The sequence below is a fragment of the Amycolatopsis sp. NPDC058278 genome (genome assembly GCF_042881395.1).
GTDB lineage: Bacteria > Actinomycetota > Actinomycetes > Mycobacteriales > Pseudonocardiaceae > Amycolatopsis.
Genome location: NZ_JBHVXZ010000011.1, coordinates 21,303 through 46,045 on the forward strand (window position 1 = coordinate 21,303; position 24,743 = coordinate 46,045).

At 74.3% G+C, this 24,743-nt stretch carries 23 protein-coding genes; 9 read left to right on the plus strand and 14 right to left on the minus strand.

Translation table 11 applies throughout. The features are described 5' to 3' along the window. Positions 1–8: 8 nt before the first annotated feature. Positions 9–788: an inositol monophosphatase family protein gene (locus ACFVYA_RS07830; protein ID WP_387043531.1), complete on the minus strand. Its 780-nt coding sequence runs from the start codon at positions 786–788 to the stop codon at positions 9–11. 34 nt (positions 789–822) lie between these two features. Between ACFVYA_RS07830 and ACFVYA_RS07835 the strand changes: the two genes are divergently transcribed. Next, complete coding sequence (locus tag ACFVYA_RS07835) at positions 823–1,719, plus strand: LysR family transcriptional regulator (protein WP_387043533.1); 897 nt, start codon at positions 823–825, stop codon at positions 1,717–1,719. Positions 1,720–1,744: 25 nt separating this feature from the next. On the opposite strand, the gene ACFVYA_RS07840 is transcribed toward ACFVYA_RS07835, so the two are convergent. From ACFVYA_RS07840 to ACFVYA_RS07850, 3 genes are all read right to left on the minus strand, one after another. Then, positions 1,745–2,344, minus strand: a complete 600-nt coding sequence (locus ACFVYA_RS07840) for an NAD(P)-dependent oxidoreductase (protein WP_387043535.1) — start codon at positions 2,342–2,344, stop codon at positions 1,745–1,747. A 106-nt stretch (positions 2,345–2,450) separates the two neighbouring features. After that, positions 2,451–3,794, minus strand: coding sequence for an alpha/beta hydrolase (locus ACFVYA_RS07845; protein WP_387043537.1), 1,344 nt, complete (start codon positions 3,792–3,794; stop codon positions 2,451–2,453). Next, the gene (locus tag ACFVYA_RS07850) at positions 3,791–5,104 is read right to left on the minus strand and encodes an MFS transporter (protein WP_387043539.1); all 1,314 of its coding nucleotides are present in this window, start codon (positions 5,102–5,104) and stop codon (positions 3,791–3,793) included. The genes ACFVYA_RS07845 and ACFVYA_RS07850 overlap by 4 nt, the downstream gene beginning before the upstream one ends. 151 nt (positions 5,105–5,255) lie before the next feature. Here ACFVYA_RS07850 and ACFVYA_RS07855 point away from each other — a divergent pair, with 151 nt between their 5' ends. Further along, complete coding sequence (locus ACFVYA_RS07855) at positions 5,256–6,017, plus strand: PaaX family transcriptional regulator C-terminal domain-containing protein (RefSeq protein ID WP_387043541.1); 762 nt, start codon at positions 5,256–5,258, stop codon at positions 6,015–6,017. 103 nt (positions 6,018–6,120) lie between these two features. On the opposite strand, the gene ACFVYA_RS07860 is transcribed toward ACFVYA_RS07855, so the two are convergent. From ACFVYA_RS07860 to ACFVYA_RS07900, 9 genes are all read right to left on the minus strand, one after another. Further along, complete coding sequence (locus tag ACFVYA_RS07860; protein WP_387043542.1) at positions 6,121–7,995, minus strand: Calx-beta domain-containing protein; 1,875 nt, start codon at positions 7,993–7,995, stop codon at positions 6,121–6,123. 306 nt (positions 7,996–8,301) lie between these two features. Beyond that, positions 8,302–9,558, minus strand: a complete 1,257-nt coding sequence (locus ACFVYA_RS07865) for an NAD(P)/FAD-dependent oxidoreductase (protein ID WP_387043544.1) — start codon at positions 9,556–9,558, stop codon at positions 8,302–8,304. Further along, positions 9,555–11,096, minus strand: a complete 1,542-nt coding sequence (locus ACFVYA_RS07870) for an FAD-dependent oxidoreductase (protein WP_387043546.1) — start codon at positions 11,094–11,096, stop codon at positions 9,555–9,557. The genes ACFVYA_RS07865 and ACFVYA_RS07870 overlap by 4 nt, the downstream gene beginning before the upstream one ends. Next, the gene (locus tag ACFVYA_RS07875; RefSeq protein WP_387043548.1) at positions 11,093–11,824 is read right to left on the minus strand and encodes a class I SAM-dependent methyltransferase; all 732 of its coding nucleotides are present in this window, start codon (positions 11,822–11,824) and stop codon (positions 11,093–11,095) included. Before ACFVYA_RS07875 ends, ACFVYA_RS07870 begins: the two co-directional genes overlap by 4 nt. Beyond that, the gene (locus tag ACFVYA_RS07880) at positions 11,821–12,141 is read right to left on the minus strand and encodes a lycopene cyclase domain-containing protein (protein WP_285991142.1); all 321 of its coding nucleotides are present in this window, start codon (positions 12,139–12,141) and stop codon (positions 11,821–11,823) included. The genes ACFVYA_RS07875 and ACFVYA_RS07880 overlap by 4 nt, the downstream gene beginning before the upstream one ends. Then, complete coding sequence (locus ACFVYA_RS07885) at positions 12,138–12,479, minus strand: lycopene cyclase domain-containing protein (protein ID WP_387043550.1); 342 nt, start codon at positions 12,477–12,479, stop codon at positions 12,138–12,140. Before ACFVYA_RS07885 ends, ACFVYA_RS07880 begins: the two co-directional genes overlap by 4 nt. Then, entirely contained in the window at positions 12,480–13,442 is a 963-nt protein-coding gene (locus tag ACFVYA_RS07890; protein WP_387043551.1) for a phytoene/squalene synthase family protein, read from the minus strand. Then, on the minus strand, positions 13,439–14,914 hold the full coding sequence (crtI, locus tag ACFVYA_RS07895; RefSeq protein ID WP_387043553.1) for a phytoene desaturase family protein: 1,476 nt from the start codon (positions 14,912–14,914) through the stop codon (positions 13,439–13,441). Before crtI ends, ACFVYA_RS07890 begins: the two co-directional genes overlap by 4 nt. Beyond that, positions 14,911–16,011: a polyprenyl synthetase family protein gene (locus ACFVYA_RS07900; protein ID WP_387043555.1), complete on the minus strand. Its 1,101-nt coding sequence runs from the start codon at positions 16,009–16,011 to the stop codon at positions 14,911–14,913. Before ACFVYA_RS07900 ends, crtI begins: the two co-directional genes overlap by 4 nt. A gap of 404 nt (positions 16,012–16,415) precedes the next feature. Between ACFVYA_RS07900 and ACFVYA_RS07905 the strand changes: the two genes are divergently transcribed. The 3 genes from ACFVYA_RS07905 to ACFVYA_RS07915 are packed head-to-tail and all read left to right on the plus strand — an operon-like array spanning position 16,416 to position 19,821. After that, positions 16,416–17,234, plus strand: coding sequence for a carotenoid biosynthesis protein (locus ACFVYA_RS07905; RefSeq protein ID WP_387043557.1), 819 nt, complete (start codon positions 16,416–16,418; stop codon positions 17,232–17,234). Then, positions 17,213–18,313 (plus strand): glycosyltransferase, encoded by a 1,101-nt coding sequence (locus ACFVYA_RS07910; protein ID WP_387043559.1) that lies wholly within the window; start codon positions 17,213–17,215, stop codon positions 18,311–18,313. The genes ACFVYA_RS07905 and ACFVYA_RS07910 overlap by 22 nt, the downstream gene beginning before the upstream one ends. Then, the gene (locus ACFVYA_RS07915) at positions 18,310–19,821 is read left to right on the plus strand and encodes a phytoene desaturase family protein (protein ID WP_387043561.1); all 1,512 of its coding nucleotides are present in this window, start codon (positions 18,310–18,312) and stop codon (positions 19,819–19,821) included. Before ACFVYA_RS07910 ends, ACFVYA_RS07915 begins: the two co-directional genes overlap by 4 nt. A gap of 119 nt (positions 19,822–19,940) precedes the next feature. Here the strand turns inward: ACFVYA_RS07915 and ACFVYA_RS07920 are convergent, their stop codons facing one another. Continuing rightward, the gene (locus tag ACFVYA_RS07920) at positions 19,941–20,633 is read right to left on the minus strand and encodes a CDP-alcohol phosphatidyltransferase family protein (protein WP_387043563.1); all 693 of its coding nucleotides are present in this window, start codon (positions 20,631–20,633) and stop codon (positions 19,941–19,943) included. 6 nt (positions 20,634–20,639) lie between these two features. Between ACFVYA_RS07920 and ACFVYA_RS07925 the strand changes: the two genes are divergently transcribed. The 4 genes from ACFVYA_RS07925 (at position 20,640) to ACFVYA_RS07940 (ending at position 24,729) form a co-directional block, all read left to right on the plus strand. Beyond that, positions 20,640–21,515, plus strand: a complete 876-nt coding sequence (locus ACFVYA_RS07925) for a YhjD/YihY/BrkB family envelope integrity protein (RefSeq protein WP_387043565.1) — start codon at positions 20,640–20,642, stop codon at positions 21,513–21,515. 134 nt (positions 21,516–21,649) lie between these two features. After that, positions 21,650–22,537, plus strand: a complete 888-nt coding sequence (locus ACFVYA_RS07930; RefSeq protein ID WP_387043567.1) for a MerR family transcriptional regulator — start codon at positions 21,650–21,652, stop codon at positions 22,535–22,537. 182 nt (positions 22,538–22,719) lie between these two features. Beyond that, positions 22,720–23,610 carry a MerR family transcriptional regulator gene (locus tag ACFVYA_RS07935; protein WP_387043569.1) on the plus strand — a complete coding sequence of 297 codons (891 nt, stop codon included), beginning with the start codon at positions 22,720–22,722 and terminating at the stop codon, positions 23,608–23,610. A gap of 108 nt (positions 23,611–23,718) precedes the next feature. Next, on the plus strand, positions 23,719–24,729 hold the full coding sequence (locus tag ACFVYA_RS07940) for a DUF5914 domain-containing protein (RefSeq protein ID WP_387043571.1): 1,011 nt from the start codon (positions 23,719–23,721) through the stop codon (positions 24,727–24,729). Positions 24,730–24,743: the final 14 nt, after the last annotated feature.

Here is a 24,743-nt window from a genome sequence, read left to right on the forward strand (position 1 = left end):
CGGCGCGCTCAGGCGGTGAGGACCTTCAGCGCGGCGGCGTGCACCCCGGGCGCGGCGGCCAGGTACGCCTGGCTCATCAGGTCCCACGGCTCGCCGTCGAGGCCGGTGACGACGCCACCGGCTTCCTGGACCAGCAGCACGCCGGCGGCGTGGGAGCGGACGTTGTCGAACTGCCAGTGCAGGTCCATCCGGCCCGCGGCGACCTGGGCGAGCTGGTGACTCACCGGGACGGAGATCCGCACGTACAGCGCGTGCTCCGACATCGCGGTGAACGAACGGCCCATCCGGGCCAGGAGCTCGGCGTCCTGGCCGGCCTGGGCCTGGCCGGTGCCCGTCAGCGCGCCGTCCAGCGACGTCTTGGCGGAGACCTGCAGCCGCTCGCCGTTGAAGTGTGCCCCACCGCCTTCGCGGGCGGTGAACAGTTCGCCGAGCACCGGGAAGAAGAGCGCTGCCAGCACAGGACGCCCGTCGCGGACGAGGCTCACGCCGATGTTCCAGTCGGGCATGCCCTGCACGGCGTTCATGTTGCCGCCCACGGGGTCGATGAGCCACCACTCGCCCGCGGGCATCGGCCCGGAGCCGTGTTCGTCGTCGAGCCACTGCGCCTCCGGCCGGATCGCGGTCAACGCCGGCCGCAGCACGTCGGTGACGGCGGTGTCGTTGGCGTGCAGGCTCTTCAGCAGTTCGGTCAGCCCGGACGGGCGGGACGCGGGGGAGTAGCGCTCCAGCATCCGGGCCCCCGCCTCGCGGACGGCAGCGGCGGTGGCGGTGATCAGGTCCTGGCTCATGGTTCGTCCCAACTCCTGTGGTTGTCTTGCGTTCGTGCAACTCGACTTGAACTTGCTCACGGTGCTCGACGCGCTGCTGGAAGAGGGCAGCGTCATGGGCGCGGCCGAGCGGCTGCACCTGTCGTCACCGGCGGTCAGCCGCACCCTCGGCCGGCTGCGGGCGGTGACCGGCGACGACATCCTGGTCCGCACCGGCCACACGATGGTGCCCACGCCGTACGCCGTGGCGATCCGCGAGGACGTGCACCGGCTGGTCCGGCGGGCTCGCGAGGTGCTCCTGCCGGTCCGCGAGCTGAACCTCGGCGAACTGGACCGCGTCTTCACGATCCAGTGCCACGACGCGCCGGCCGCGTCGGTCGTCCCGGTGCTGGCCGACCGGATCCGGGAGCAGGCTCCCGGCGTGCGGCTGCGGGTGCTGGCCGAGCACTCCGCCGACACCGACGACCTGCGCCACGGCCGCGTCGACCTGGAGATCGGCGGTGGCCGGCCGCACCTGCCGGAGTTCCGGTCGGCGGTGCTCGGACACGACACCCTGGTGGTGGCGATGCGCCGGGGCCACCCGGCGGCCGGCGGCCTCGACCTGCGGGAGTTCGCGGCTCACCCGCACGTGCTGGTCTCCCGCCGCGGCCGCCTCACGGCACCGATCGACGAAGTGCTGGCCGCGGACGGCCTGCGCCGCCGCGTGATCGCGTCCGTGGCGACCCTCGCCACCGCGCTGCAGCTGGTCGTCCGCAGCGACGCGCTGGTCAGCTGCACGGCCGTCCTCAGCCGTCCGCTCATCGACGCGTTCGGGCTGATCACCCGCCCGCTGCCGACCGGATCCCCGGCCGCGGAGATCTGCTGCACCTGGCACCAGCGCTACGACTCGGACCCGGCCCACACCTGGCTGCGCGACCAGGTGCAGGCCGCCTTCGAGGAGATCACCGCCTGACCCCGGCGGCTCCCCGCCGGCCGAGCTAGTCAGGCAGCGGGAGCGCGATCGTGCCCGGGAAGCGGGGCGTTTCGGCCTCGTCGAGCATCGCCGCGGCGACCGTCGCCCGGCTGATCACCGCGGCGAAGTCCAGCGGTGGTCCGGCTTCCAGCCCGACCGTGCGCCGCCCGGGGCTCTCCGGGCCGTCGGTGAGGAGTCCGGCGTGGAACACCGTGCCGCCGGCGGCGAGGATCGTCTCGTCGGCCTCGATCTTGTCGCCCAGCCGATCGCCCAGCATCGACGCGAGGGCACCGGCGGCGGCGCCGGCCACCTCGGCCGACTTGCCCGTGCCGTACGCGCCGAGCCAGATGATCCGCGACGGCCCGGCGGCGACCACCGCCTTCGCGCCCGCCAGCAGCACCCCCGCCCGGTCGGTGCCGAGTCCGGAAAGGACGGTCGAGCCGGCGAGGGCGATGCTCGCCGGATCTTCGACGTCGCCCGCCACTTTGTGCAGCCGGGCCGAATCCGGAACGGCGATGCGGTCCGGGTCGCGGGCGATCGCGGTGACGGTGTGCCCGCGCCGCATGGCTTCCCGGGTGAGTGCGAGTCCGGTCCGGCCGGACGCCGCGAGGACGGTGAGGTTCATGCCGACCACGCTAGAGTCAGCACGGATTAACTACAAATGCAAGTTCGGCAACTAATGATTTACCGAGACGCAAGGGACGGCCGGCGCAGCCGGCCGCCCCCTCGGCTCAGCGGTCCGAGCCGGTGAGCGGCGCCGGCGTGTAGCGGAGGTAGCGGCCCGGCGCACCGAGCCCGGCCGCGGCCGCGTTGAGGTGCTCGGGCCGGAGGTCGGGCCAGTGGCCGGTTTCGACGCGGGATTCCAGGGCGTGCAACGCCGCCAGGGTCTCCGACGGCCGGAACGCGCAGTGCCCGGCCGCGTCGACGTAAGCCTGCCGCAGCAACGGTTCCCGGCCCGCCGCGCGGACCCGGTGGGCGTACCGGTTCTCCTGCTCGACCGGAACCAGGTGATCCGCGGTGGTGTGGATGGTGAGCTCCGGGACGCGGAGCCGCCCGGTCGCCGTCGACGTGCGGGCGAGCGTCCCGACAGCCTGCCGATCGGGCTTGATGTCCGCGTGGCGGGTCAGCTCGGCCAGGTCGGCGTCGAGGTCGAGGCCCGCGGTGCGGTACAGCGCCCGGACCTGCCGCGCCAGCGGGCTGCCGGACAGCAGCGCGCGGTAGTCGACGCCGGCGTTGAACGCGCTGTTCCCGCCGGCCGCCAGTTCGATCTGGTAGCGGCCGGACATCACGAACCCGAGCACGAACTGCGCCAGGGCCTGCTGCTGTTGCTGTTCCTGACCCGCGTAGTCGGCGGGCCCGGGCGGCGCGTCCCCGGTCAGCCACGGCGGGGTGTTCATCAGCGCGGCACCGAGGGCGATCCGCGCCCGGCCGGCCGCGGTGCCCTGGCCGTCGGTGACGATCTTCGTCAGCGCCGCGCCGGCCGCGCTCGCTTCCTCGGCGCTCGCGTAGCGGACGAGCTTCACCGGCTGCGTCGGCGCGAGCAGGCGGGACAGTGCGTACTCGCCGTCGAGCTGGTAGTTGTTCAGGTTCAACGCCCCGGCGACCAGGCCGCAGGTGGTCAGCGCACCGTCGAGCCGCCCGTTTCCGGACTCGGCTTCGAGCGCGCTGACCAGCCCGCCCATCGACGTGCCCCACGCGATCGTGCGGCGGGGCTCGCCGATCTTCCGGACGAGCTCGTCGAGCGAGGCGAACTGGTCCCGCGGGGCGGAGGCGAGCGCCCACCACGAAGGTCCGCTGTAGGAGGAGCCGACGAGCGCGTAGCCGGCCGCGAGCAGGGCCTGCCCGGTCGGCTCGTCCGGGGCGTCGCGCGCTTCCAGGGGGCCGAAGCCGTGGCTGTAGAGGATGACGGTCCCGTTCCAGGCGCCCGGCACGTCCGCCACCCAGCTCGCGCCGTCCGGCAGCACGCCGGTGTAGTGCGCGGGGGTGGCGGCCTGCGCCGTGCTGCCCGTCGTGAGGCCGAACGCGGTCAGCATCGTCACGGCGACGGCGCCGACCCGGCGCAGCCACCGGCTCATCGTCGGTTTCCTTCCCGCTGGGCGGCCGCGGGGACGGCCGCCTCCGGCGTGAGGTCGCGGCGGTGCGTCTCCCGCAGCGCCAGCACGCAGACGGCGGAGAGGACGCAGAACGCGGCAATGGTCCACGACACCGGAGTGGTCGAACCGCCGCCGTTGGCGCGCTGGAGCTCGGCGAAGATCAGCGGGGCGAACCCGGCGCCGAGCCCGGCGAGCTGGTAGCCCAGCGACGCGCCGGTGTACCGGTTTTCGGTGGCGAAGAGCTCGGAATAGAGGGCGGCCAGTGGGCCGTACATCATCGGGTGGATCACGCCCTGGCCGATCACCAGCGCCAGGACCAGCAGCAGCCCGCTGCCGCTGCGGACCATCGGGAACAGCAGGAACCCGAAGATCGCCATGGCGGCCACGCCGGCCAGGACGACCGGGCGCCGTCCGATCCGGTCGGACAGCGCCGACCACAGCAGTATCCCGGCCACCGCGCAGGCCGAGGACAGGGTGAGCGCGTTGAGCACCTCTTGGCGCGGGTGTCCGTGCTGGACGCCGTAGGCGAGCACGAACGTGGTCAGCGTGGCCTGGACGACGAACGCGGCGAGCCCGACGCCGACGCTCAGCAGCAGCACCCGCGGGTGGTCCCGCAGCACGGCGACGACCGGGAGCCGGCGGCGTCCTTCCTTGCGGGCGGCCAGGAACGCGGGCGTCTCGTCGACGCGGGACCGCACGAACAGGCCGATGGCGAGCAGGACGATGCTGAGCAGGAACGGGATCCGCCAGCCCCAGGCGAGGAAGTCCGCTTCGGAGGTGAGCCCGGCGGTGGCGGACATGACGAGCGTCGAAACGACCATGCCGCTCGGCGCGCCGGCGTTGGTGAAGCCGGCCCACAGGCCGCGCCGGGACCGCGCGTGTTCGGCGGACATCAGCACGGCGCCGCCCCACTCGCCGCCGACCGCGATGCCCTGGACGACGCGGAGCAGGACCAGGCCGAGCGGGGCGACCGGGCCGATCTGGTCGTAGCCGGGCAGCAGGCCGATCAGGAAGCTCGCGACGCCCATCAGGGTCATCGTCAGCACGAGCATCCGCTTGCGGCCCAGGCGATCGCCGAAGTGGCCGAAGATCAGGCCGCCGAGCGGGCGGGCGAGGTAGCCGGTGGTGAACGTGCCGAAGCTGGCGACCGTGGCCAGTGCCGGATCGAGGTCGGCGAAGAAGACCTTGCCGAAGACCACCGCGCTCGCCGTGGCGTAGAGAAGGAAGTCGTAGTACTCGATGAGACTGCCGAGGAAGCTGGACGCGACGGCTCTGCGGAGCTGAGTGCTCATGAGGTTCACCCTCGTCTTCGGGGGCGGGGCACTGCGGAGGGCTGGTTCGTCCGGGTGCGGACGACGGGTTAGCGGGCCCCAACGTTAGTCAGGGGCATGACGGCCGTCAATATTGTGCACAACATCAAGTGGCCGGGTTACGCTGGCGTCCGTGACGCACCCCGCCGAGACCTCCGGGCCCCGCCCGAAGTCCGTCATGCTCACGTTCCTGGGCATCCACCTGCTCGGCCGGGCGAGCGCGATCTATTCGGGCAGCGTGATCGACGTGTTCGGCCGCGTCGGCGTCTCGGAGGAGGCGGTCCGCTCGACGCTGACCCGCATGGCGGGCACCGGCTTGCTGACCCGCCACCGGCACGGGCGGAAGGTCTACTTCGGACTCAGCGAGCGTCTCGCCGCGGTCCTCGAGGACGGCAGGCGGCGGATCTGGGAGACCGGCGCGGTCAACCGGGCCGAGGACGGCGGCTGGACCCTGGTCGGCTTCTCCTTGCCCGACACCCGCCGCGGCGACCGGCACGACCTGCGCAGGCAACTGACCTGGGCCGGGTTCGGCCTGCTGCAGAACGGCTTGTGGGTCGCCCCCGGCGCCCGGGACGTGACGGCCATCGTCGAGCAGCTCGGCCTCGACGGGCACGTCACCGTCTTCACGGCGCACCCGGCGAAGCCGACGGAAGCGGCCGAGCTCGTCCGCAAAGCCTTTGACACGGCGACGATCGCCTCGCGCTACCACGACTTCATGGAGAAGTGGGACGGCGGGAAGCCGTCGTTCCCGGACGATCTGACGCGGCAGCTGATGCTGCACTCGGACTGGCTGCACGTCGTCCGCCGCGATCCGCACCTGCCGGCCGGGCACCTTCCCCGCGACTGGCCCGCTTTCCAGGCGGAGACGTTGTTCCGCAAGCTGGTTGGCGGGTGAGACGCTCGAACCGATGCCGACCGCGGATCAGCCCGCCGGGTAGGCGTGGCGGCCGGCGGGCCCGGGGCGGGCGGAATCCGCCCGCCCCGGGTGGTTCACCGGATCAACGCCGGCAAGGGTTGCCCGCCGGGTGCGCGGCGGTGCCGTGCACGTCGGCCTGCGACTCCGCCAGCACGATCTTCGCCAGCGGGGTTTCCAGCGCGACGGCCTGCTGCTTCACGACGCCGTTCGCGATGGTCTGGCCGTTCAGCTTCAGCGAGCCGATGACCAGCGCGATGGTCACCGGGGCCGTGCCCACTGTGACCGGGACGCCGTTGATCTTCAGCGAGGCGACGCTCGAGCTGCCGGTCAGCGCCGGGGCCAGCCCGCCCGGAGCCGGCTGGCAGGTCGCCGCCGCCTGGGACTGGATCACGCCCAGCTCGATGGTCAGCCCGACCGTGCTGATCACCGTCTTGTCGATCTTGGCCGAGGCCTGAGCGTGGTCACCGGCCGCCGGAGCCGCCGACTGGTTGTCGGGGGCCAGGTCGGTCGAGGCCGTCAGCGCGTGGGTCTCCACCTTGATCAGGCCGGCGTTGAGCGTCGCGTCGAGGACGGTCTTGCTGTCGTCGGCGCAGGGCAGGTTCGCCGGGTTCGCCACGGCCGCGGTGATGCCGATGACGTTCGCGGCGGTGCCGGTGCAGGAGAAGACGCCGTCGCGGTCGTCGTCGACGATCGTGCCGACGCCGGTCGGGTCGACCAGCCCGGCGCCGGACGGCGCCGACAGGGTGACGGTGAACGTCTCGTCCGGCTCGTCGATGGTGTCCGGGTTGACCAGGACGGTCACCGGCTTGGTCGTTTCGCCGGGTGCGAAGGTCACGTCGCCGCTCGCCGCCTGGTAGTCGGCCGGTGCGGTCGCCGTGCCGTTCGCGGTGGCGTAGTGCACCGACACCGGGTTCGGGCTCGCGCCGCCGAGCAGCGACACGGTGAAGGTGGCCGGCACCGGCGCGCCGCCGGAGCCTTCGTTCACCGTGACGTCGTTGATGCTCAGGCCGAGCACCCGCACCGTCGTCGTCTCGACGAACCCGCGGGACACGCCGTCGACCAGGTAGTCGACCGTGCAGTGGTAGGTGCCGGGCGCGGCGTCGGCCTTGGCGGCGACGGTCTCGGTGAACGTCGCGACGTCCCCGCTGGGCACCTTGACGCTCGCCGGGGCGTTGGTGAGCGTCAGCTGCGGGTCGCAGGTGGTGACCTTCGGCGTCACCGTGACCTCGATGGACTTGATGCCGGCGAGGATGGCCTGCGACACCTGGTTCGACGGCACGTTGTTCAGCAGCACGCCGCCGGTGGCCGTGGCGATCGCGCTCGCCTGGCCGTCGGCGTCCAGCGCACCGACGTTGACCGCGACCACGCGGATGTTCGCCGCCTTGAGCGCGTCGATGGTCTGGGCCAGGGTGTGCCCGCCGCTGGGGTCGTGCGACGGCGCGTCACCGAACCAGGCGATGATGCGGGTGCCGTCCGGGCGGAAGGTGACCGCGCCGGAGGCCAGTTCGTAGAGCGCGTTGAGGTCGGCTTCCGGGAGGTCACCGCCGCCGGACGCGGTCCACTGGTTGATCCCGGTCTGCACCGCGGCGGTGTCGCCGGTGATGCCCTGGTTGACCTTGAACGGCACGGAGTCGGTGAAGTCCTTGTACTCGGCGACGCCGAACTGGGCGGTCGGCTGCGCGGCGAGGACGTCCCCGGTGATGGCACCGGCGTTCGTGCGGACGTTGTCGATCGCGCCGGCCATGCTGCCGGTGGTGTCGGCGAGCAGGACGAGGTCGGGGTTCGGGGGGACGGCGGAGGTGGTGACGTGCTTGGTGATGGTGGTGCTCTGCCCGGCGGAGAGCGTGAGGTCGACGGTGGCCGGATCGACCCCCGGCGGCGCCGCGGCCGCCACCGCGGCCGGGGTGAGCAAGGCGCTGACCGTGATCAGCGCGACGAACAATGATCTCCGCGACATGGACTTCCTTCCGAAGGCGGGATTATTGCGGGTTGCCTCGGGAAGACGGAGAACGCCGGATTTCGTTAGCAGCAGGGGAATCGTCACTCGGAGCGCCCTGTGTCAAGGAGCTCAACGGGCTACGGAACCGGATCGGGACCACGCAAACCATGGGTTCGCCGCCCCGGAACACCGTGGCTCGCCGGGCGGGTTCACTCGGTTCAGCGACGCTCCGGCACACCCGGTACGGGGTGATCTTCGCGGCCGCGGCGGTTTTCGCCGTGCGGGAAGCGAATTTCCGCCCGGATGTCGTAGTGCGGGACGCGCTCAGCGGTCCGCTCGGCCCGTCCCGCTCGACCGGCCGAGGTCGGCGAGCACCGCGCGGGCCGCCCGGGTGCCGGACGCCAGGGCGCCTTGGAGCGAGCTCGTGTCCCGGTGGTCCCCGCACACGTATCGGCCCTCGCCCAAGCGGACGGCACGCCGGAGCTCGTGCGGTGGTGGCATCGCCGGGAGCCCGTGGGCGATCTCGTACCGGGCGACCAGCGGCCACCGCGTCGCGTCCGTGCGGTACATCCGGCCCAGCGCCCGGCGCACCTCGGGTTCGGGCAGCGTCGTCAACGCCGACGCGCTCACCAGTGCCGCCCCCGGCGGGGCGTAGGTGGGGCACACCTCGCTGAGGACGCTGGTGCTGGTGACCGGTCCGCCACGGGCGTCGATCACGATGACCGGCTCGCGCAACGGTGACCGCGGTGGGGCGAAGTACCACGTCATCCCGCTGTTCCACCGCGGCCGGGCGACCCCGGTGAGCCGGGCGGCCGTGGACCCGTCGGTCGCGACGACGACCGCGCGTGCCGTCCACACCGCGCCGTCCGCCGTGCGGACCCGGCCCGGCCGGACCTCCTCGACCGGCGTGCCCAGGTGGACGGAAGATGTCGGCAGCACCCGGGCGAGCTGCCGCGGCAGCTCGCCCATGCCCAGCGCCGGCAACGACGGCGCCGAGCGCAGGAAGCTGCGCCACACCAGCTGGAAGAACCGGGCCGAGGTGGCCAGTTCGCGCTCCAGGAACACCCCGGACAGGAACGGCCGGAACACGGTTTCCACCGCCCGCGCCGACACGCCGGCGTGGCGCAGTTCGTCGAGCGTCGTGCGGTCGGCGCGGTCGATGATCGACCGGGCCGGACCCGCGGCGACGCGGGCGGACAGCGCGCCCAGCGCGGCCAGGTCCTTCGCCGACAGGTATCGCCGGGCCGCGATGTCGCGCAGCGCCTTGGGCGTGTCCAGCGGGTTCCCCAGAAGGGAGACGCGGTCGTCGTCGGCCACCCGGACCGCGCGCCAGAACCGGCCGAGGTCCAGGGCGCCGACGTCGGCCAGGCGCCGGATCGCCGGGTAGGCCGGGTTGAGGATCTGGAACCCGCGGTCTAGGCGGAAGCCGTCGACGACGTCGGTGCGCACGCGGCCGCCGACGTCGTCCGCGGCTTCCAGCACCGTGCTCGGCACCCCGGCCCGGTGCAGGGTGATGGCGGCGGCCAGCCCGGCGAGCCCGGCGCCGACGATGACGACTTCGTGGTCCGGCACCCCGCTCACCCGCCGAAGTGCTTCGTCGCGGCGAGCCGGTTCAGCAGGCGGATGCGGCCGCGGTTGGGCACCGAGCGCAGCGGGTGCCCGGCGAGGCCCCAGCCCGCCAGGAGGGTGTTGGCCGCGGCCCAGCCGGTGGTGGCCGCGCGTTCCATCAGCGCGACCGGGAGGTCGATCCGCACACCGTCGCCGGCCAGCGCCAGCGCCGGGTCCGGTGTCCCGACTGTCGGACGCCGCGCGAAGTCGCCGAGCCCGAAGAGCGGGCAATCCTCGCGCCACAAGGAAATCGACGCCGTCACCCGCGCGGCGAGCGTCTCGGGGTAGATCGCGTGCAGCCGGTCGTCCACGGCTTTCGCCAGCGGCTCGCGGTCGTCGGTCGTGGCCGCGTACGCGTGCAGCTCCACGACCGAGCCGCCGGTGCGGGCCGCCCACCGCCGTGCCTCGCCCTCGTAGCGGTCGAGCAGGCTGATGTTGTCCAGCGGCGGCACGCTCCCGGTGCCCAGGAAGGGCGGCCGGGCGGCATCGACGGGCCGGTCGAGCCAGAGCCGGCGGACGAGGAACGGCGGTGCCGTGCGCAATCCGGCCACGCCGGCCCGCCACTCCGGCGTGCCGAGGCCGGGTGACGCGGCGACGATCTCGCGCAGCCCCCGCACGTCACAGGCGAGCACCACGGAGTCGAACCGCGCGGTGTCCTCGGCCGTCGTGATCGCGAACCCGTCGGAGATGCGGTCGAGCGAGGCCACCGGCGTGCCGGTCCGGATGGTGACGCGGCGGCCGGCCAGGTAGCCGGCGAGGGGGTCCCACAGCGCCTGCGGGAACGGCTCGGCCGGCACGTCGAACACGAGACCTTCGCTGGAGCCCAGGAAGTACAGGTGGAACATGGTCGCCAGCTCCGCCGCGGACAGCTCGCGGGGATCGGCGAAGAAGCTCCGCGAGAACACCTCGAACGCCAGGTGCTTGGCCGCTTCGGGGAAGTTGATCGCGTCGAGGAAGCTCGCCGCGTCGGTGCCGTCGAGCCGGTGGTAGGTCTCCGGGACGCTGACCGTCGCCAGCGGCAGGGCGCCGCGGCCGTTGATGCGCACCAGGTCCCGCGGGGTGAACGTCGGGCTGCGCCAGGCGAACGCCAGCGCGTTCCACGGCGGTGTCCGGGGGAGCCCCGCGAAGGTGTCCGTCCGGCCCTGGGCGTCCAGCAGCGGGTAGTCGGCCAGCGGGGTCAGCCGGTCGAGCCGGGGATCGGTGCGCATGAGCAGCGACCGCAGGTTGTAGTACTGGCGAAAGAAGGCGTGGAAGCCCCGGCTCATCGTCACCGCGGTGCCGTCCGGCAGCCGGTCGGCCCAGCCGCCGACCCGCCCGCCGAGGTGGCCGTCGCGCTCGAAGAGCGTCACCGTGACGCCTCGCTCGGCCAGCCCGGTGGCCGCGGTGAGGCCCGCGATGCCGCCGCCGACGACCGCCGCCGTGGGGCGCCGGCCGAGCAGCCCGGCGTCGGCCAGGCCGGGCGGGGCCGGGCGCGTCTCGATCCGGCGGTCGGTGCCGAGGGGGCGGGTCACGGGTGCTCCTGCGGGTTGGTGCCGAGGACGGTGTGGACGATGCCGTTCTGCCAGCCGGGCATCGAGGCGGTGCGGACGTCGGTGAAGCCGGCGTCGGTGAGCCGGCGGGCGAGCGCGGCGATCCCGTCGAATTCCAGGACGCTGCGGCGCAGGTGGCGGTAGAGGGTCGCGTCGCCGGTGGTGACCTTCCCGAGCGGGATGATCACGCCCGCGCAGACCGCGTTCCACACCCACCGGGCGCGCCGTGAGTCGTGGACGGAGTACTCGTGGACCGCGATGCGGCCGCCGGGGCGCAGCAGCCCGCGCAGCCGCCGCAGCTGCCGGGTCGGTTCGGTGAGGTTCCGCAGCAGGTACGCGGCGAGGACCGCGTCGAACGGGCCCGAGATGCCGTCGAGGTCCTCGACCGGCGTGTGGACGAACGTGACGCCGTCCGGCCACTCCTTCGCCCGGGCCTGGGCGAGCATCTCCCCGGAGGCGTCGAACGCGGTGACCTGCGCGCCGGGCGCGACGGACACGAGCGCGGCCGTCGACGCGCCGGTGCCGCAGCCGGCGTCCAGCAGCCGCAGGCCCGTCCCGTCCGCCGGGAGCTCCAGCCGCTGGGCCGAGAGCCGGAGGTGCTCGTGGTAGCCCGGATTGGCGCCCACCAGCCGGTCGTACCACCGCGCTTCGGTGTCGAAGGCCGACGGCACCGCGCCGCGGGGGAGACCGTCCTTGGCCATCGCGTTCATGCTCGCTCCTCCCGGGGGCCGGTTCGTTCCCACACGAGCAGCACCGCGGTCACCAGCGCGAAGCCGAAGAGGAAGTCCTCGACCGGGATGTCCCAGGGCACGCGCCAGTTCGTGATGTGCTGCGGGGCGTAGCGCACGATCGGGTCGGAGAGCTTGGTCAGCCAGCCGTCCACCGGGATCTGGAACGCCGTCACGATGGCGATGGTGATCCAGTACGCGGGCCGGCGGAACAACCCCGTGCGCAGCAGGAAGAGTTCGGCCAGCACGACCGCGGCCACCGCGGCGGCCGCGGGCACGGTGTAGCCCCACGGGATCACCGGCGGACCTCCTGCCTGCCGGACCGCCGGAGCACCGCGAGGGTGAGCTGGACGATTTCGTAGGTCAGCACGCCGCAGACGGGGATCACCACGAAGAACAGGATTTCCTCCAGCGGCACGGCGAAGGGGGCCCGGAGCCCGGTGACGTGCTCGGGTGCGTAGTCCCAGACCCCGGCGGCGATCGCCAGCGCGTCCCAGACGAGGAACACCAGCGCGACCGGCAGCACCGCGCGCGCGAGCCGCCGGGGCTGCCGGTAGACGCGTGCCCCGGCGAGTTCCAGCGGCAAGGTGACCAGGACGCACGCGGCCAGCACCAGGAGGTATTCGGCCTTGCCCACTCAGCCCACCGCCACCGGGAGTGCCGGCGCGGGGTGGCGCCGCCGGGCCCACTGCGTCCGCGCGACCGCCCCGCACGCCACCGCCAGCCGCTGCCCGCGGGAAACCGCCGCGCGCCCGGCGAAGACGTCGTGGCCGGCGTCCTCGATGCGGTCGAGGATGCCGCCGTACAACCTCGCCGCCGTGGCCACGCACGGGCGGGAGATCGGGTGCAGCATGGCGATACCCGGCCCGGCCTCGGCGTAGATGTCGCGGGTGACGGCGATCTGGTCGCGGATCGCGGCCCGGACCGGCTGATCGGCCCGCCCCTGCGCGGCGCACCAGTGCAGCCGGTCGCGGTCGACGCCGTGCCCGGCCAATTCGTCGGCCGGCAGGTAGACGCGGCCGCGGTCCAGGTCCTCGGCGACGTCGCGCAGGAAGTTGGTGAGCTGGAAGGCCTTGCCGAGCGCGGCGGCCCTCGGCTCGGCCTCTTCGCGCGGGGCGACGGTGCCGAGCACCGGCAGCACCTGCAGGCCGATCACCTCGGCCGAACCGTGCACGTACGTGTCGAGCTCCTCGCGGGTGGCGTAGCCGGTGACGGTGAGGTCCATCCGCATCGAGGTGAAGAACGCCTCGAAGTACGCCTTGGCGAGCGTGTACCGGGCCGCCGTGTCGATCACCGCGGTCAGCAGCGGGTCGTCGCTCGCGCCGGCGTCGAGGTCGGCGAGGAAACGCTGCTCGACCTCCTGCAGCCGGGCGTCGAGGGTTTCGGGCGTGGCGTCGTCGTCCGGTTCGTCGACGATGTCGTCGAGCCAGCGGGCGAAGCCGTAGAGCGCGTGGATCGCCGGCCGCTGCGCCGGGGTCAGCAACCGCGTCGCGAGGAAGTACGTGCGGCCGTGCCGGGCGTTGAGCTCGCGGCACCACGTGTAGGCCGCGCGCAGCCCGGGCTCGCGGATGCCGGCGGCGTCGAGTTCGCGTCGGGTCATCGCGTCCCTCCGGTGATCCGGTCGGCCGCCAGTCTGCCGGAGATGAGCACGGTCGGCACGCCCACGCCCGGCACCGTGGCGCCGCCGGCCAGGACGACGTTGTCCGTCCCGCGGGGGAGGTTCCGCGGCCGGAACGGCCCGGTCTGGCCGAAGGAATGGGCGTAGCTGAACGGCGTCCCGGCGACCAGGCCCCGCTCCGCCCACTCGGCCGGGCCGATGACGTGCGTGAAGTCCGGGGTGAAGCCGGGGAGCAGCCGGGCCCGGGCCACGTCGAGGACCTCTTCCGCGTAGGAGTCCGTTTCGGCCGCCCAGTCCGCGGGGCCGCGGTCGAGGTTGGGCACCGGGGCGAGCACGGAGTAGAGCTGGCGCCCGGGCGGGGCGAGCCCGGGATCGGACGCGGTCGGCCGGGTGATCAGCAGCGACGGATCGCTCATCCGCCGGCCCTGCGAGATGAGCTCGTCGAAGGTCGACCGCCAGCCGTGCCCGAAGGAGATGGTGTGGTGCGCCACCTCGGGGTGCGTGGCGGGGCCGCCGGCGTGCACGACGAGCGCGGACGGCGCGGCCCGCAGCGGGACCGGCCGCCGCGGGCGCCGTCCGAGCAGCCGGTAGCTCTCGGGCAGTTCGGTGGTGAGGACGACGGCGTCGCACGGGTAGCGGGCCCCGGAAGCGGTGCGGACCGCGGTGACCCGGGACCCGGCGCGTTCGAGTTCGCCGACGGCGTCGCCGTAGCCGAACTTGACCCCGGCGTCGGCCGCGACGCGGGCGAGCGCCTGCGGCAGGGCGGCGATGCCGCCGGGCGGGAAGTACACCCCGCCGACGGTGTCCATGTACGAGATCACCGCGTACAGGGCCAGCGCCCGCATGGGGGATTCGCCCGCGTAGAGCGCCTGGAAGGTGAAGACCCGCTTCAGCCGCTCGTCGCTCAGGAACCCCCCGATCCGGCCGTCGAGCCGCCGGAACCCGCCCAGGGCCACGAGCCGGGCCAGTTCCGGCCGGAGCATGCCGAGCGGGGAGTCGATGTTCGCGTCGATGAACCGGCCGAATTCGGCTCGGTAGAGCCGGGTCAGCCACTCGCGCAGCCGGGCGTAGCCCGCGGCTTCGGCGGGGCCGGCGAAGTCGCGGACCGCCTCGGTCATCGCGGCCGCGTCGGTGTGCACGGGCAGCGTGCTGCCGTCGGCGAACCGGGCGACGTACGCCGGGTCGAGCCGGGTCAGCGGCAGTTCGGTGGCGAGGTCGGCGCCGACCGCGCCGAAGGTGTCGCTCAGGATCGACGGCATGGTGAGCACGGTCGGGCCGGTGTCGAGCAGGTAGCCGTTCCGTTCGACGCGCCCCGCGCGGCCGCCGGGCCCGGGATCGCGTTCGAGAACGGTGACTTCCCGGCCGCGGCCGGCCAGGTGCAGGGCGGCGGCGAGGCCGGACAGGCCGGCACCCACGACGACGACGCGGTCCGTCGGTCCGGGCACGGTCTTCATCGGTCCCGCTCCGTGCAGCGGGCCGCCAGTGCCGCGAGCAGGTCACCGGCGTGCCGGGGGACCACCGCCGGGTCGATCGCCGCCAGGGCCTTGTCGGCGCGTTCGCGGATCAGCTCGCCCATGCGCTCCCGCGCGCCGGTGGCCACGATGAGTTCCCGCCAGCGCGCGACCGCTTCGTCGTCCACCGTTTCCAGCTCCAGCAGCTCGGCGAACTCGGCCTGCCGGCGTCGATCGGCCATCGCCGCGGCGAGCACCACCACGCTGGACGCCTTGCGCTCGCGCAGGTCCTGCCCGGCCGGCTTGCCCGTGACGACCGGGTCGCCGAACACGCCCAGCAGGTCGTCGCGGAGCTGGAACGCCTCGCCCACCAGGCTGCCGAACTCGCCCAGCCCGGCCATCAGCTCCGGGCCGCAGCCGGCCAGCGCCGCCCCGAACTCCAGCGGCCGCCGGACCGTGTAGTTGCCGGACTTGCGGCGCAGGACGTCGAGCAGGGTGTCCCAGCTGGGCAGCGCCCGCGCGTCGTTCACCAGGTCGGCGAGCTGGCCGACGGCCAGCTCGGCCCGCATCGCGTCGTAGTGCGCCCAGCCCCGCGCCAGCTGCTCCGCCGCCAGCCCGCTTTCGCGCAGCATCTGCTCGGACCACACCAGGAACAGATCGCCGAACAGGATCGCGGCGGACTCGCCGAACCGCGGCGCCGAGCCCGCCCAGCCCTGTTCCTCGTGCCAGCGGGCGAACCGGACGTGCAGCGCGGTGCGGCCGCGGCGCAGCGCCGAGCCGTCCATCACGTCGTCCTGGACGAGGGCGAAGCAGTGCAGCAGTTCCAGCGCGGCGGCCGCGCGGATCGCCGCTTCGGATTCCGGTTGCCCGCACCGCCACCCGACGTAGGCGAAAAGCGGGCGGAGGCATTTCCCGCCCGCGACGAACTCCGGCACCGCGGTTTCGGCAAGTGCTCCCTCGCTGCGTCCGGCGAAATGTTCCTTCGCCCGCTCGGTCACGAATCCGTGCGCCTCGGCGAGGCAGCGGCGGCCCAGCGCGTCCAGCCGCTCGGCGGGCGCGTCGTGCGCGCGAGCCGTCCCCGTCGTCATGGTCGCGGTCATCCGGCGCCCCTCCCACTCTCGGCCTATTCGATTCGCAACCGTTTCACATGTGGTGTAGCTTGTCTACTTGAACCCGGTGAACACCGGCAACTCCCCCGCATCCGCCCGGTTCGCCCCGCGGTCGCCGAGCGTTGCGCGGCGGGGTGCATCGGTGTTGCAGCGGAAGCGACTTCCCTGTGGACGGGATGGCGATGCCACACGCCGTCCCGGCGGGCCCGCCGTGCCACCCTCGGCCGCGGGCCCCGCACCCGGCGGCGCCCCGCCCACACCCGGGCGCCGCCGGGTGCTCGTCGTGCATTGTCGTGCCCATTTACCGTCGATTCAAACATCGATTGTCGGAGCGCCCGGAAAAATCGAGGCCAAGCGGCACACGGCTTTCGCCGCCGGTCTATTCTGCTTTCGTGATGGTTTCGCGGACTGCCGCATTCACCCGGCGTCACCCCGCCCCGCCCGCACTGACCGCTTGGCTCTGCGCCGCGGCGACGGTGCTCTGCCAGATCCTCTACTCGGTGACCGACCCCGGCGGCCGTACGCCGCTCACCGTGCTCACGGTGCTGTGCTTCGCGGCGGCGTCCCTCGCCGACGCGTGGTCCCGCTGCGGCGCCCGGGCGGCGGTCACGCTGGCGGTCGTCGCGGGCGGCGGCGGCTTGCTGGCCGAGGTGACGGGCCTGCACACGGGAGTTCCGTTCGGGCGCTACGCATACACCGACCTGCTCGGCTGGCCGGTCGCCGGCGTGCCGGGCATCGTCCCGCTCGCCTGGCTGATGATGGCGTGGCCGGCGCTGCTGGCCGGCCGGGCGCTGGCCGTGAAGCCGGCCGGCGTGGTCGCGGTGGCCGCGTGCGCGCTGGCGGCGTGGGACGTCTTCCTCGACCCGCAGATGGTGGACGAGGGGTACTGGATCTGGTCGTCGCCCGAGCCGTCGTTGCCGCTGGTGGCCGGAATCCCGGTCACCAACTTCGCGGGCTGGCTGCTGGTCGCCGTCCTGATCCAGGCCGCGCTGCACCGCTGGGTGCCCCGGCCGCCGGACCCGACCCCGGGCCCGGCCGCCGGTCCGGCGCCCGCGTTGTACCTCTGGACGTGGTTTTCGTCGGTGTGGGCGCACTTCGCGTTCTTCGGCCGGCCGTGGGTGGCCGTCGCCGGGGGCGTACTCATGGGTGCGGTGGCCGTGCCGTTCGCGATCCGGCTGGGGAGGGGACTCCGATGGGCTCGCGTGGCCGCCTGATCGTGCGCGCCGCCGCCTGCGCCGCGGTGGCCGGTGCCGCGCACGCGGCGTACAACGCGCGGATCGTCCGGGCGCCGCGCGAGGGGCCGGCCCGGTGCCGCGAAGCCGTGTCGATCCTGCTGCCGCTGCGCGACGAGGCCGACCGCGTGACCCCGGCCCTGCGGTCCCTGCTGGCGCAGCGCGGCCTCGACGACGCCGAAATCCTGGTCCTGGACGACTGTTCCAGTGACGGGACAGCGGACGTCGTCCGCCGGGTCGCCGGGCCGCGGGTGACGCTGCTGACCGGCGCCGAGCCACCGCCGGGGATGCTGGGCAAACCGCAGGCGTGTCACCAGCTGGCCCAGCGGGCGCGGGGGAGCGTGCTGGTCTGCGTCGACGCGGACGTCGTGCTGGCTCCCCACGCCGTCGCGGCCGCGGTTTCCCTGCTGCGCGAGGCGGATCTCGACGCGGTGTCGCCGTTTCCGCGCCAGCGCGCGGAGGGGCTCGGGGCCAGGTTGGTGCAGCCGTTGCTGCAGTGGTCGTGGCTGGTGCTGCTGCCGCTGCGGCTCGCGGAGACGTCGCCGCGGCCGTCGCTGGCCGCGGCCAACGGGCAGTTCTTCGTCATCGACGCCGCGATGCTGCGCAGGTGCGGCGGGTTCGCCGCGGTCGCCGGCGAGGTGCTGGACGACATCGCGCTGATGCGCGCGGTGAAGCGCGCGGGCGGCCGCGGCGTGGTCGCGGACGGCAGCCGGGTCGCGGAGTGCCGGATGTACGCGACGTGGGCGCAGCTGCGGGAGGGCTACACGAAGTCGCTGTGGTCGGCGACCGGTTCGGCCCCGGCGGCGGTGGCGATCGCGGGGCTGCTCCTCGTGGTGTGGGTGCTCCCCGCCGTGGCGGCCTTGGGCGGCTCGCGGGCGGGACTGGTGGGGTACGCGGCGGGCGTCGCCGGGCGCGTCGTGGCGGCTCGGCGCACCGGCGGTCGCGGGTGGCCGGACAGCCTGGCTCATCCCGTCTCGGTGCTCGCGCTGGCCGGGCTGATCGGGCGGTCGTGGTGGGCGCGGGCCGCGGGCCGGCTGGTCTGGAAGGGCCGGTCGGTGTGAGCGCCGTCGTCGTGGTGGGCGGCGGCATGGGCGGCCTCGCGTCCGCGGCCCGGCTCGCCGCGGCCGGGCACCGGGTCACCGTGCTGGAGCGCTCGGCGTCGTGCGGGGGCAAGCTCGGCACCTTCACCCGGGACGGCTTCACCTTCGACACCGGGCCCTCCCTGCTCACCCTGCCCTCGGTCTACCGCGAACTCTTCGCGGCCACCGGCGCCGATCTGGACGAGCTGGTCGACCTCGTCCCGGTCGACCCCGCCTGCCACTACCGGTTCGCCGACGGCACCGAACTGGCCGTTCCGCACGAGCGTGCGGCGGTCCCCGACGCGCTCGAGGCGGCTTTCGGCGGCGGCGCCGGCGAAGAGTGGCGCGAGCTGATGCGCGACGCGGAGCGGCTTTGGGGCCTGGTCGGCGAACCCGTGCTGCGCCGTCCGCTGAACGGCACCCGCGATCTGCTCCAGCACGCCAGGAGCCTCCGGGACCTGGCGGCGATCGCCCCGTGGCGCACCCTGCGCGGGCTCGGCCGCCGCCTGAGCGATCCGCGCGCCCGGATGCTGCTGGACCGCTACGCGACCTACACCGGCTCGGACCCGCGGCGGCTGCCCGCCGTGCTGAGCGTCGTCCCGTTCGTGGAGCAGGAATTCGGCGCGTGGCACGTTCGCGGTGGCCTGCGCCGGCTGGGGGAGGCCCTGGTGAGCCGGCTCGCCGCGCTGGGTGTCGAAGTCCGGACGGGGGCGGAGGTCACCGCGATCGAGACCGGCCCGGCCGGCGTCCGCGGCGTCCGGCTGGCGGACGGCGAGCGGCTCGCGGCTTCGGTCGTCGTGGCCAACGCGGACGCGACGCACGTCTACGACGACCTGCTCGACGACCCCCGCACCCGCCGGCCGCGGCGGGCCTTGCGGCGGACGCAGCCGTCGCTGGCCGGGTTCGTGCTGCTGCTCGCGTTGCGCGGCACGACAGTGGCACCCAGCCACCACCGCGTGCTCTTCCCGGCCGCCTACGACGCCGAATTCGACGCGATCTTCGGCCGCGCGCCCCGGCCGGTCGACGACCCGGCGGTCTACCTCTGCGCGCCCGCCGACCCGCAGCTGCACCCACCCGGCTGCGAAGCCTGGTTCGTGCTGGTGAACGCCCCGCGGCACGATCCGGCGGCCGGGGTCGACTGGACGGCTCCGGGGCGGGCGGAGCGGTACGCGGACCGCGTGCTCGAGGTCCTCGCCGCACGCGGCCTGGACGTGCGCGATCGGCTGCTGTGGCGGGAAATCCGCACGCCGGCGGACCTGGAACGCGACACGGGCGCACCGGGCGGGGCGATCTACGGCTCCTCGTCGAACGGCCCGCGGGCGGCGCTTCTCCGGCCGGCGAACGCGACGCCGGTGCCCGGGCTGTACCTGGCCGGCGGGTCGGCCCATCCCGGCGGCGGGCTGCCGCTGGTGGCGATGTCGGCGGAGATCGTCGCGGGGCTGGTCGGGCCGGCCGGGCGACCCGCACGCACAGGCGGACGAGGCCGATGAGGGTGAGCGGCGGACGCGAACCCGGCGCGGGCCCCGCATCGACGGGCGCCACCCCAGCCGGCGCCCCTTGTGGCGGACTGCGCCACCCCAAGCGGGGCCCCGAAACCCTAGGCCCGCCCTCAGCCGGGGTCGTGGCCGCGCTCCCCGGTCCGCCCGAACGCCCGCACGACACCCACCCCGAGATGGGCCAAGCCGATGAGTGACAGTCCGGTCCCCAGCACCGCGCAGGTCGTGCCCCACGGCCAGCCCGTCCACGGCGTCCCGGCCGGAGCCAGCGCCGCCCCGGTGACCGCGACCGCCGGCACGACCAGCCGGGTCGGGCGCTCGGCCACCGTGATCGCCCCCGCGCCGCGCAGGCCCGCTGCCTGGGCCCGGGCCCGGACGTACTCGTGCAGCAGGAGCAGCACCGCCAGCGCCGTGCACCACGCCGCCGGTGCGCCGAGCACCAGCAACACCGCCACGAAACACAGTTCCGTCAGGCGGTCCGAGGTCGCGTCGAGGACCGCGCCCAGCGGGCGGGCCCGGCCGGTGCGCAGCGCCACCGCGCCGTCCAGGCCGTCGAACACCCCCGTGGCCACGATCGCCGCCAGGGCGAGCCACAGCGCGTCACCCCCCAGCGAGGTCAGCCAGACCGCCGCCAGCGCGCTCAGCACCCCGCACCCGGTGAGCACGTCGGGCGGCACGCCCAGCACCGGACGGGCCAGCAGGTGGATCGCCCGCAGCCAGCCGACGGCGAGCGCGCTGCCCGAGGCGTCGTGCTCGTGCACCCGGGACCAGCCCGCGACCCCGTCGTCCTCCTCCCGCGCCGGCACGTCGACGTGAGCGCCCGGGAAGCGGCCCGCCGCGCGGCCGTCGTCCTGCGGGACGCCGGCCGGGAACTCCGCGGCCGGGACCTGTCCTTGTGGGCGGCCGGGGTCACGTTCTTCGCCGTGCTGGCCGTCGTCCCGCTGGCGCTCGTCGCCCTGCGGGGTGCCGCGGTCCTCGGGTCGCCGGCGTTCGTCCGGCACGGCGTTTCGCGCTGGGTCGACGCGCTGCCGCCCGGCCACGGGCCGGGTCCGGCGCTCGAAGCCCTCGCCACGGCCGCCCTCGGCACGCCGTGGACCGCGCTGCTCGTGACGCTGCTGCCGGCCACCTTCTACGGCGAAGGCCTGCTGCGCGGCCTGGTCCAGGTCGCCGGGCAGCCCGCCGGGGCCCTCGTCGGCTGGCGCGGGCGCCTGATGTTCGTGCCCGTCCTCGTCCTCAGCCCGACCCTGGCGATCGCGCCGCTGGCCACCGCCGACACGGTGGCCGGCTTCTACACCCGCGGCGGCTGGGCGACGTTCTGGGGCGTCACGCTGTCGTTCCACATCGACTGGCTGATCATCGCCGCGGTGACCGCGATCGTGTTCGCCGGCGGTGCCCCGCGCGGCGTGCGCCGCGGGCCGCTGGTGGTGGGCGCCTTCGCCGTGGCCGCCGTGCTCGCCGGGTTCTTCCACGGGTTCCTCCTGTTCCTGGCCATCCCGCTGGACTGGAGCGTGCCGTTCGGCGGCCTCGTGGTCGTCGGCGCGGTGTCGGCGTTGATCCTGTGGCTCTACCTGCTCCACGTGCTGCTCCTGCTCGGGTACCGGGTGACCCTCAGCGCCGAGCGCACCCGCCTCGGCGCCGCACCCGAAACCGATGCGGAAGCAAGCGGGACGCCGAGATGTTCGCGCTGATCCGGCTGAGCCGCTCGAGGTGACCGAGCACTGTCACCCCAAAGCGTTGCACAACCGATTCGATAGGGCCATCATCGGTCGTACCGCGGCCGGCCCCAGGGGCCGGCGCGTGCCGGACCGGGAACGGGGGGCGAGTGACGACCGGACTGGAACCGCGGGGCACCGAGCGGGCCTCGTGGTGGACGACGGGACAGATCGCCACCGCGCTCGGGGTGTCGCCCGTCCTCCTGCGCGCGTGGGACAGCCGTTACGGTCTCGGGCCGGCTCGTCGCGGGCCGGGCGGCCAGCGGCTCTACGGGCCGCGGGAGCTGCAGCGGCTGCGGCGCATGAGCGTCCTGGTGAACCAGGGCGTCCGGGCCGGGACCGCGGCCGGCCTGGTGCTCTCCGAAGCCGTCACCCCCGCGTGGTCCCGCCTCCGGGCCGACGAGATCGACCGCGCCGCGGCGGCCGTCGACCTCCACGCACTGGCCGGCTTGCTCGACGAACTGCTGGCCGGGCACGGCACGATCGCGGCCTGGGCCGACGTGCTGGCTCCGGTTTTGCGCCGGCAGGGGGAGCGGTGGCAGGCCGGGGAAAGCGCCTTCGCGGCCGAATGGGCGCTGGCCGGGGCGGTCTCGGCGGCGCTCGAGCGTCAGGTGGCCCGGCTCCCGCCACCGCCGCGGGACCGGCCGGTGCTGCTGGCCTGTTGCGCGGCCGAGCGGCATCCCCTCCCGCTGCGGGTGCTGGCCACGGTGCTGCGGGAAGCCGGCGTCCCGGTGGTGTTCCTCGGCGAGATGGTGGCACCCGGCGTGGTCGTGCGGACCGCGGTCCGGCTCGACCCGGCGCTGGTGCTGCTCTGGTCCATGACGCCGTATACCGCCGACGCCCCGCTGCTGGCCGAGCTCGCCCGCCGGGAGGTGCCGGTGCGCGCGGCCGGGCCGGGCTGGCACCCGGTCGGCGGCCGCGTCGGCCCGGTGCTCGACGGGTTGCCGGCCGCGCTGCGGGTGGTTTCCTCGCACGTCGGGCGGGAGCTCATCGGATAAGCTGTGACTTGAGTCACAAAGAGTCCTCCGGGGGGTACTTCTGGGGTGCCGGGAGCGTCGGACGGGCGCCGGATGCCGTATCCGTTGAAGCGGACACAGCCGGTCGCAGGCTGTTCCGCCGGGGCGTCACCGCGTGGTGGCCGCACCGGCGGACGTCCCTGGCGTGTGGGAACGTGGTGTTGATGGACGTCGACGGGGTGAGTGGCCGGGACGCGCCCCGGGCCGGGGGTTCGTGGACGCCCGGCAAGGTCGCCGAACTGCTCGGCGTCTCGCCGGTGACGCTGCGCACCTGGGCCGCGCGCTACGGGGTCGGCCCGACGCTGCGTGACGACGGGCGGCACCGGCGGTACTCCGACGCCGACGTCCGCCGGCTGCAGTACATGCAGCGGCTCATCGACCGCGGTATGCGCGCCAGGGAAGCCGCCGCGGCGGCGTTCTCGGGTGTCGGCGAAGTGGCCACCGAGGTGTCGGTCGACCGGTACGTCGAAGAGCTCGAGCGTGCCGCGGAGGACGTCGAATTCGCTTCGCTGGCCGCGTTGCTCGACGAGACGCTGGACGCGCTCGGCCCGGCCGCGGCGTGGACCGAGGTGCTCGTCCCCGTGCTGCGCCACCTCGGCGGCCGCTGGCTGCGCGGTGACGTCTGCTTCGAGTCCGAATGGGCGCTGACCGGCGAAATCTCCCTCGCGCTCCAGCGCTACAGCGCCGGGTTCGCGAACACCCCGCCCGGCCGGGTGGTGCTGCTGGCCTGCTGCCCGGAGGAGCGGCACAGCCTGCCGCTGGAGGTGCTGCGGGCCGCCATGGTCGAGGTCGGCGTCCCGGCGATCCACCTGGGCCAGATGGTGCCCGCCGAGACGACGATCGCGATCGCCGCCAAGCTCGACCCGGTCGTGGTGTTCCTGTGGTCGATCTCCGCCGACACCGTCGACGACCTGCTCCTGCAGCGGCTGCGGCGGCACGGTTTCGACATCGCCACGGCGGGCCCGGGCTGGGAGAACCGCACCGAGCGGGACATCCCCTGGGTCAACGACCTGACCGCCGCCCTCGAGCTGGCCACCGAACGCCTGAAGGCGTGAACCCGCGCCCGGGGACCGGGCGAAAGCGTTGCGTAATCGCTCCAGATGGCCGAGGATGACTCGCGTGCCGGCCGCCTCGGCCGGCCGTGGCGGGCGGGAGCGTGTCCGGTGGACCTCAAGCGGCAGGTGATCGAACGCTGGCCGGCGCGGTGGCCGGTGCAGCCGTTCCGGGAGCCGGCCTGGGCCCGGCAGGAGCCCACCTACGCCGGTTGCAGCCCCGCGCTGATCGAGGCCGCGGTCAAGCGGGCGGGCGCCCGGCCGTCGGGCAACTGGTTCGTCTTCGCCGCCGGCCGCGAAATCCGCGCCGACCGGCCGTTCGGCGTGCGCGTGGGCGGCCGCGAGCTGGTCGCGTGGCGCGGGCCGGACGGCGCGCTGCTCGTCGGCCCGGGCGCGTGCCCCCACCTCGGCGCGCCCCTGGAGCAGGCGCGCGTGCACGGCGGCGAGCTGGTCTGCCGCTGGCACGGGCTGCGCGTGGGCGCGGACCGTCCCGGGTGGACGGCACTGCCGTCCTACGACGACGGCGTGCTGGCGTGGGTCCGCCTCGACCGGATCGGCGGCGAACAGCACACGGAACGGCCGATCGTGCCGGTCCGCCCGCCCGGGACCACGGTCGACGCCGTGGCGACGCTGGCCGGGGTCTGCGAGCCCGAAGACGTCGTCGCCAACCGCCTCGACCCGTGGCACGGCGCGTGGTTCCACCCGTACTCGTTCGCCAAGCTGCGGGTGCTGTCGGCGCCGGAGGGCGTCGACGTCCCGGAGGCCGAAGACCGGTTCGTCGTCGAGGTGACGTTCCGGCTCGCGGGGAAGATCGGCGTCCCGGTGGTCGCCGAGTTCACCTGCCCGGGCCCCCGGACCGTGCTGATGACCATTGTGGACGGTGAGGGCACGGGCAGCGTGGTGGAAACGCACGCGACCCCGCTCGGCCCCGGCCCCGACGGCCGCCCGCGCACGGCGGTGATCGAGGCGACGATCGCCGCCTCCGACCGGCCGGGTTTCGCCAAGGCGGCCCGCATCGCGCCGGTGCTGCGGCCGCTCATGCGCCGCGCGGCCGCCCGGTTGTGGCGGGACGACCTCGCGTACGCCGAGCGGCGTTACGCACTGCGGACGCATCTCGCGTGATCGGGGACGGATCT

What these genes read in the sequence shown, in the direction of transcription:
- ACFVYA_RS07830 (WP_387043531.1), bottom strand. Translation starts at nt 788, where the DNA reads ATGAGCCAGGACCTGATCACCGCCACCGCCGCTGCCGTCCGCGAGGCG.
- ACFVYA_RS07840 (WP_387043535.1), bottom strand. Translation starts at nt 2,344, where the DNA reads ATGAACCTCACCGTCCTCGCGGCGTCCGGCCGGACCGGACTCGCACTC.
- ACFVYA_RS07845 (WP_387043537.1), bottom strand. Translation starts at nt 3,794, where the DNA reads ATGAGCCGGTGGCTGCGCCGGGTCGGCGCCGTCGCCGTGACGATGCTG.
- ACFVYA_RS07850 (WP_387043539.1), bottom strand. Translation starts at nt 5,104, where the DNA reads ATGAGCACTCAGCTCCGCAGAGCCGTCGCGTCCAGCTTCCTCGGCAGT.
- ACFVYA_RS07860 (WP_387043542.1), bottom strand. Translation starts at nt 7,995, where the DNA reads ATGTCGCGGAGATCATTGTTCGTCGCGCTGATCACGGTCAGCGCCTTG.
- ACFVYA_RS07875 (WP_387043548.1), bottom strand. Translation starts at nt 11,824, where the DNA reads ATGAACGCGATGGCCAAGGACGGTCTCCCCCGCGGCGCGGTGCCGTCG.
- ACFVYA_RS07890 (WP_387043551.1), bottom strand. Translation starts at nt 13,442, where the DNA reads ATGACCCGACGCGAACTCGACGCCGCCGGCATCCGCGAGCCCGGGCTG.
- crtI (WP_387043553.1), bottom strand. Translation starts at nt 14,914, where the DNA reads ATGAAGACCGTGCCCGGACCGACGGACCGCGTCGTCGTCGTGGGTGCC.
- ACFVYA_RS07900 (WP_387043555.1), bottom strand. Translation starts at nt 16,011, where the DNA reads ATGACCGCGACCATGACGACGGGGACGGCTCGCGCGCACGACGCGCCC.
- ACFVYA_RS07905 (WP_387043557.1), top strand. Translation starts at nt 16,416, where the DNA reads ATGGTTTCGCGGACTGCCGCATTCACCCGGCGTCACCCCGCCCCGCCC.
- ACFVYA_RS07910 (WP_387043559.1), top strand. Translation starts at nt 17,213, where the DNA reads ATGGGCTCGCGTGGCCGCCTGATCGTGCGCGCCGCCGCCTGCGCCGCG.
- ACFVYA_RS07935 (WP_387043569.1), top strand. Translation starts at nt 22,720, where the DNA reads ATGGACGTCGACGGGGTGAGTGGCCGGGACGCGCCCCGGGCCGGGGGT.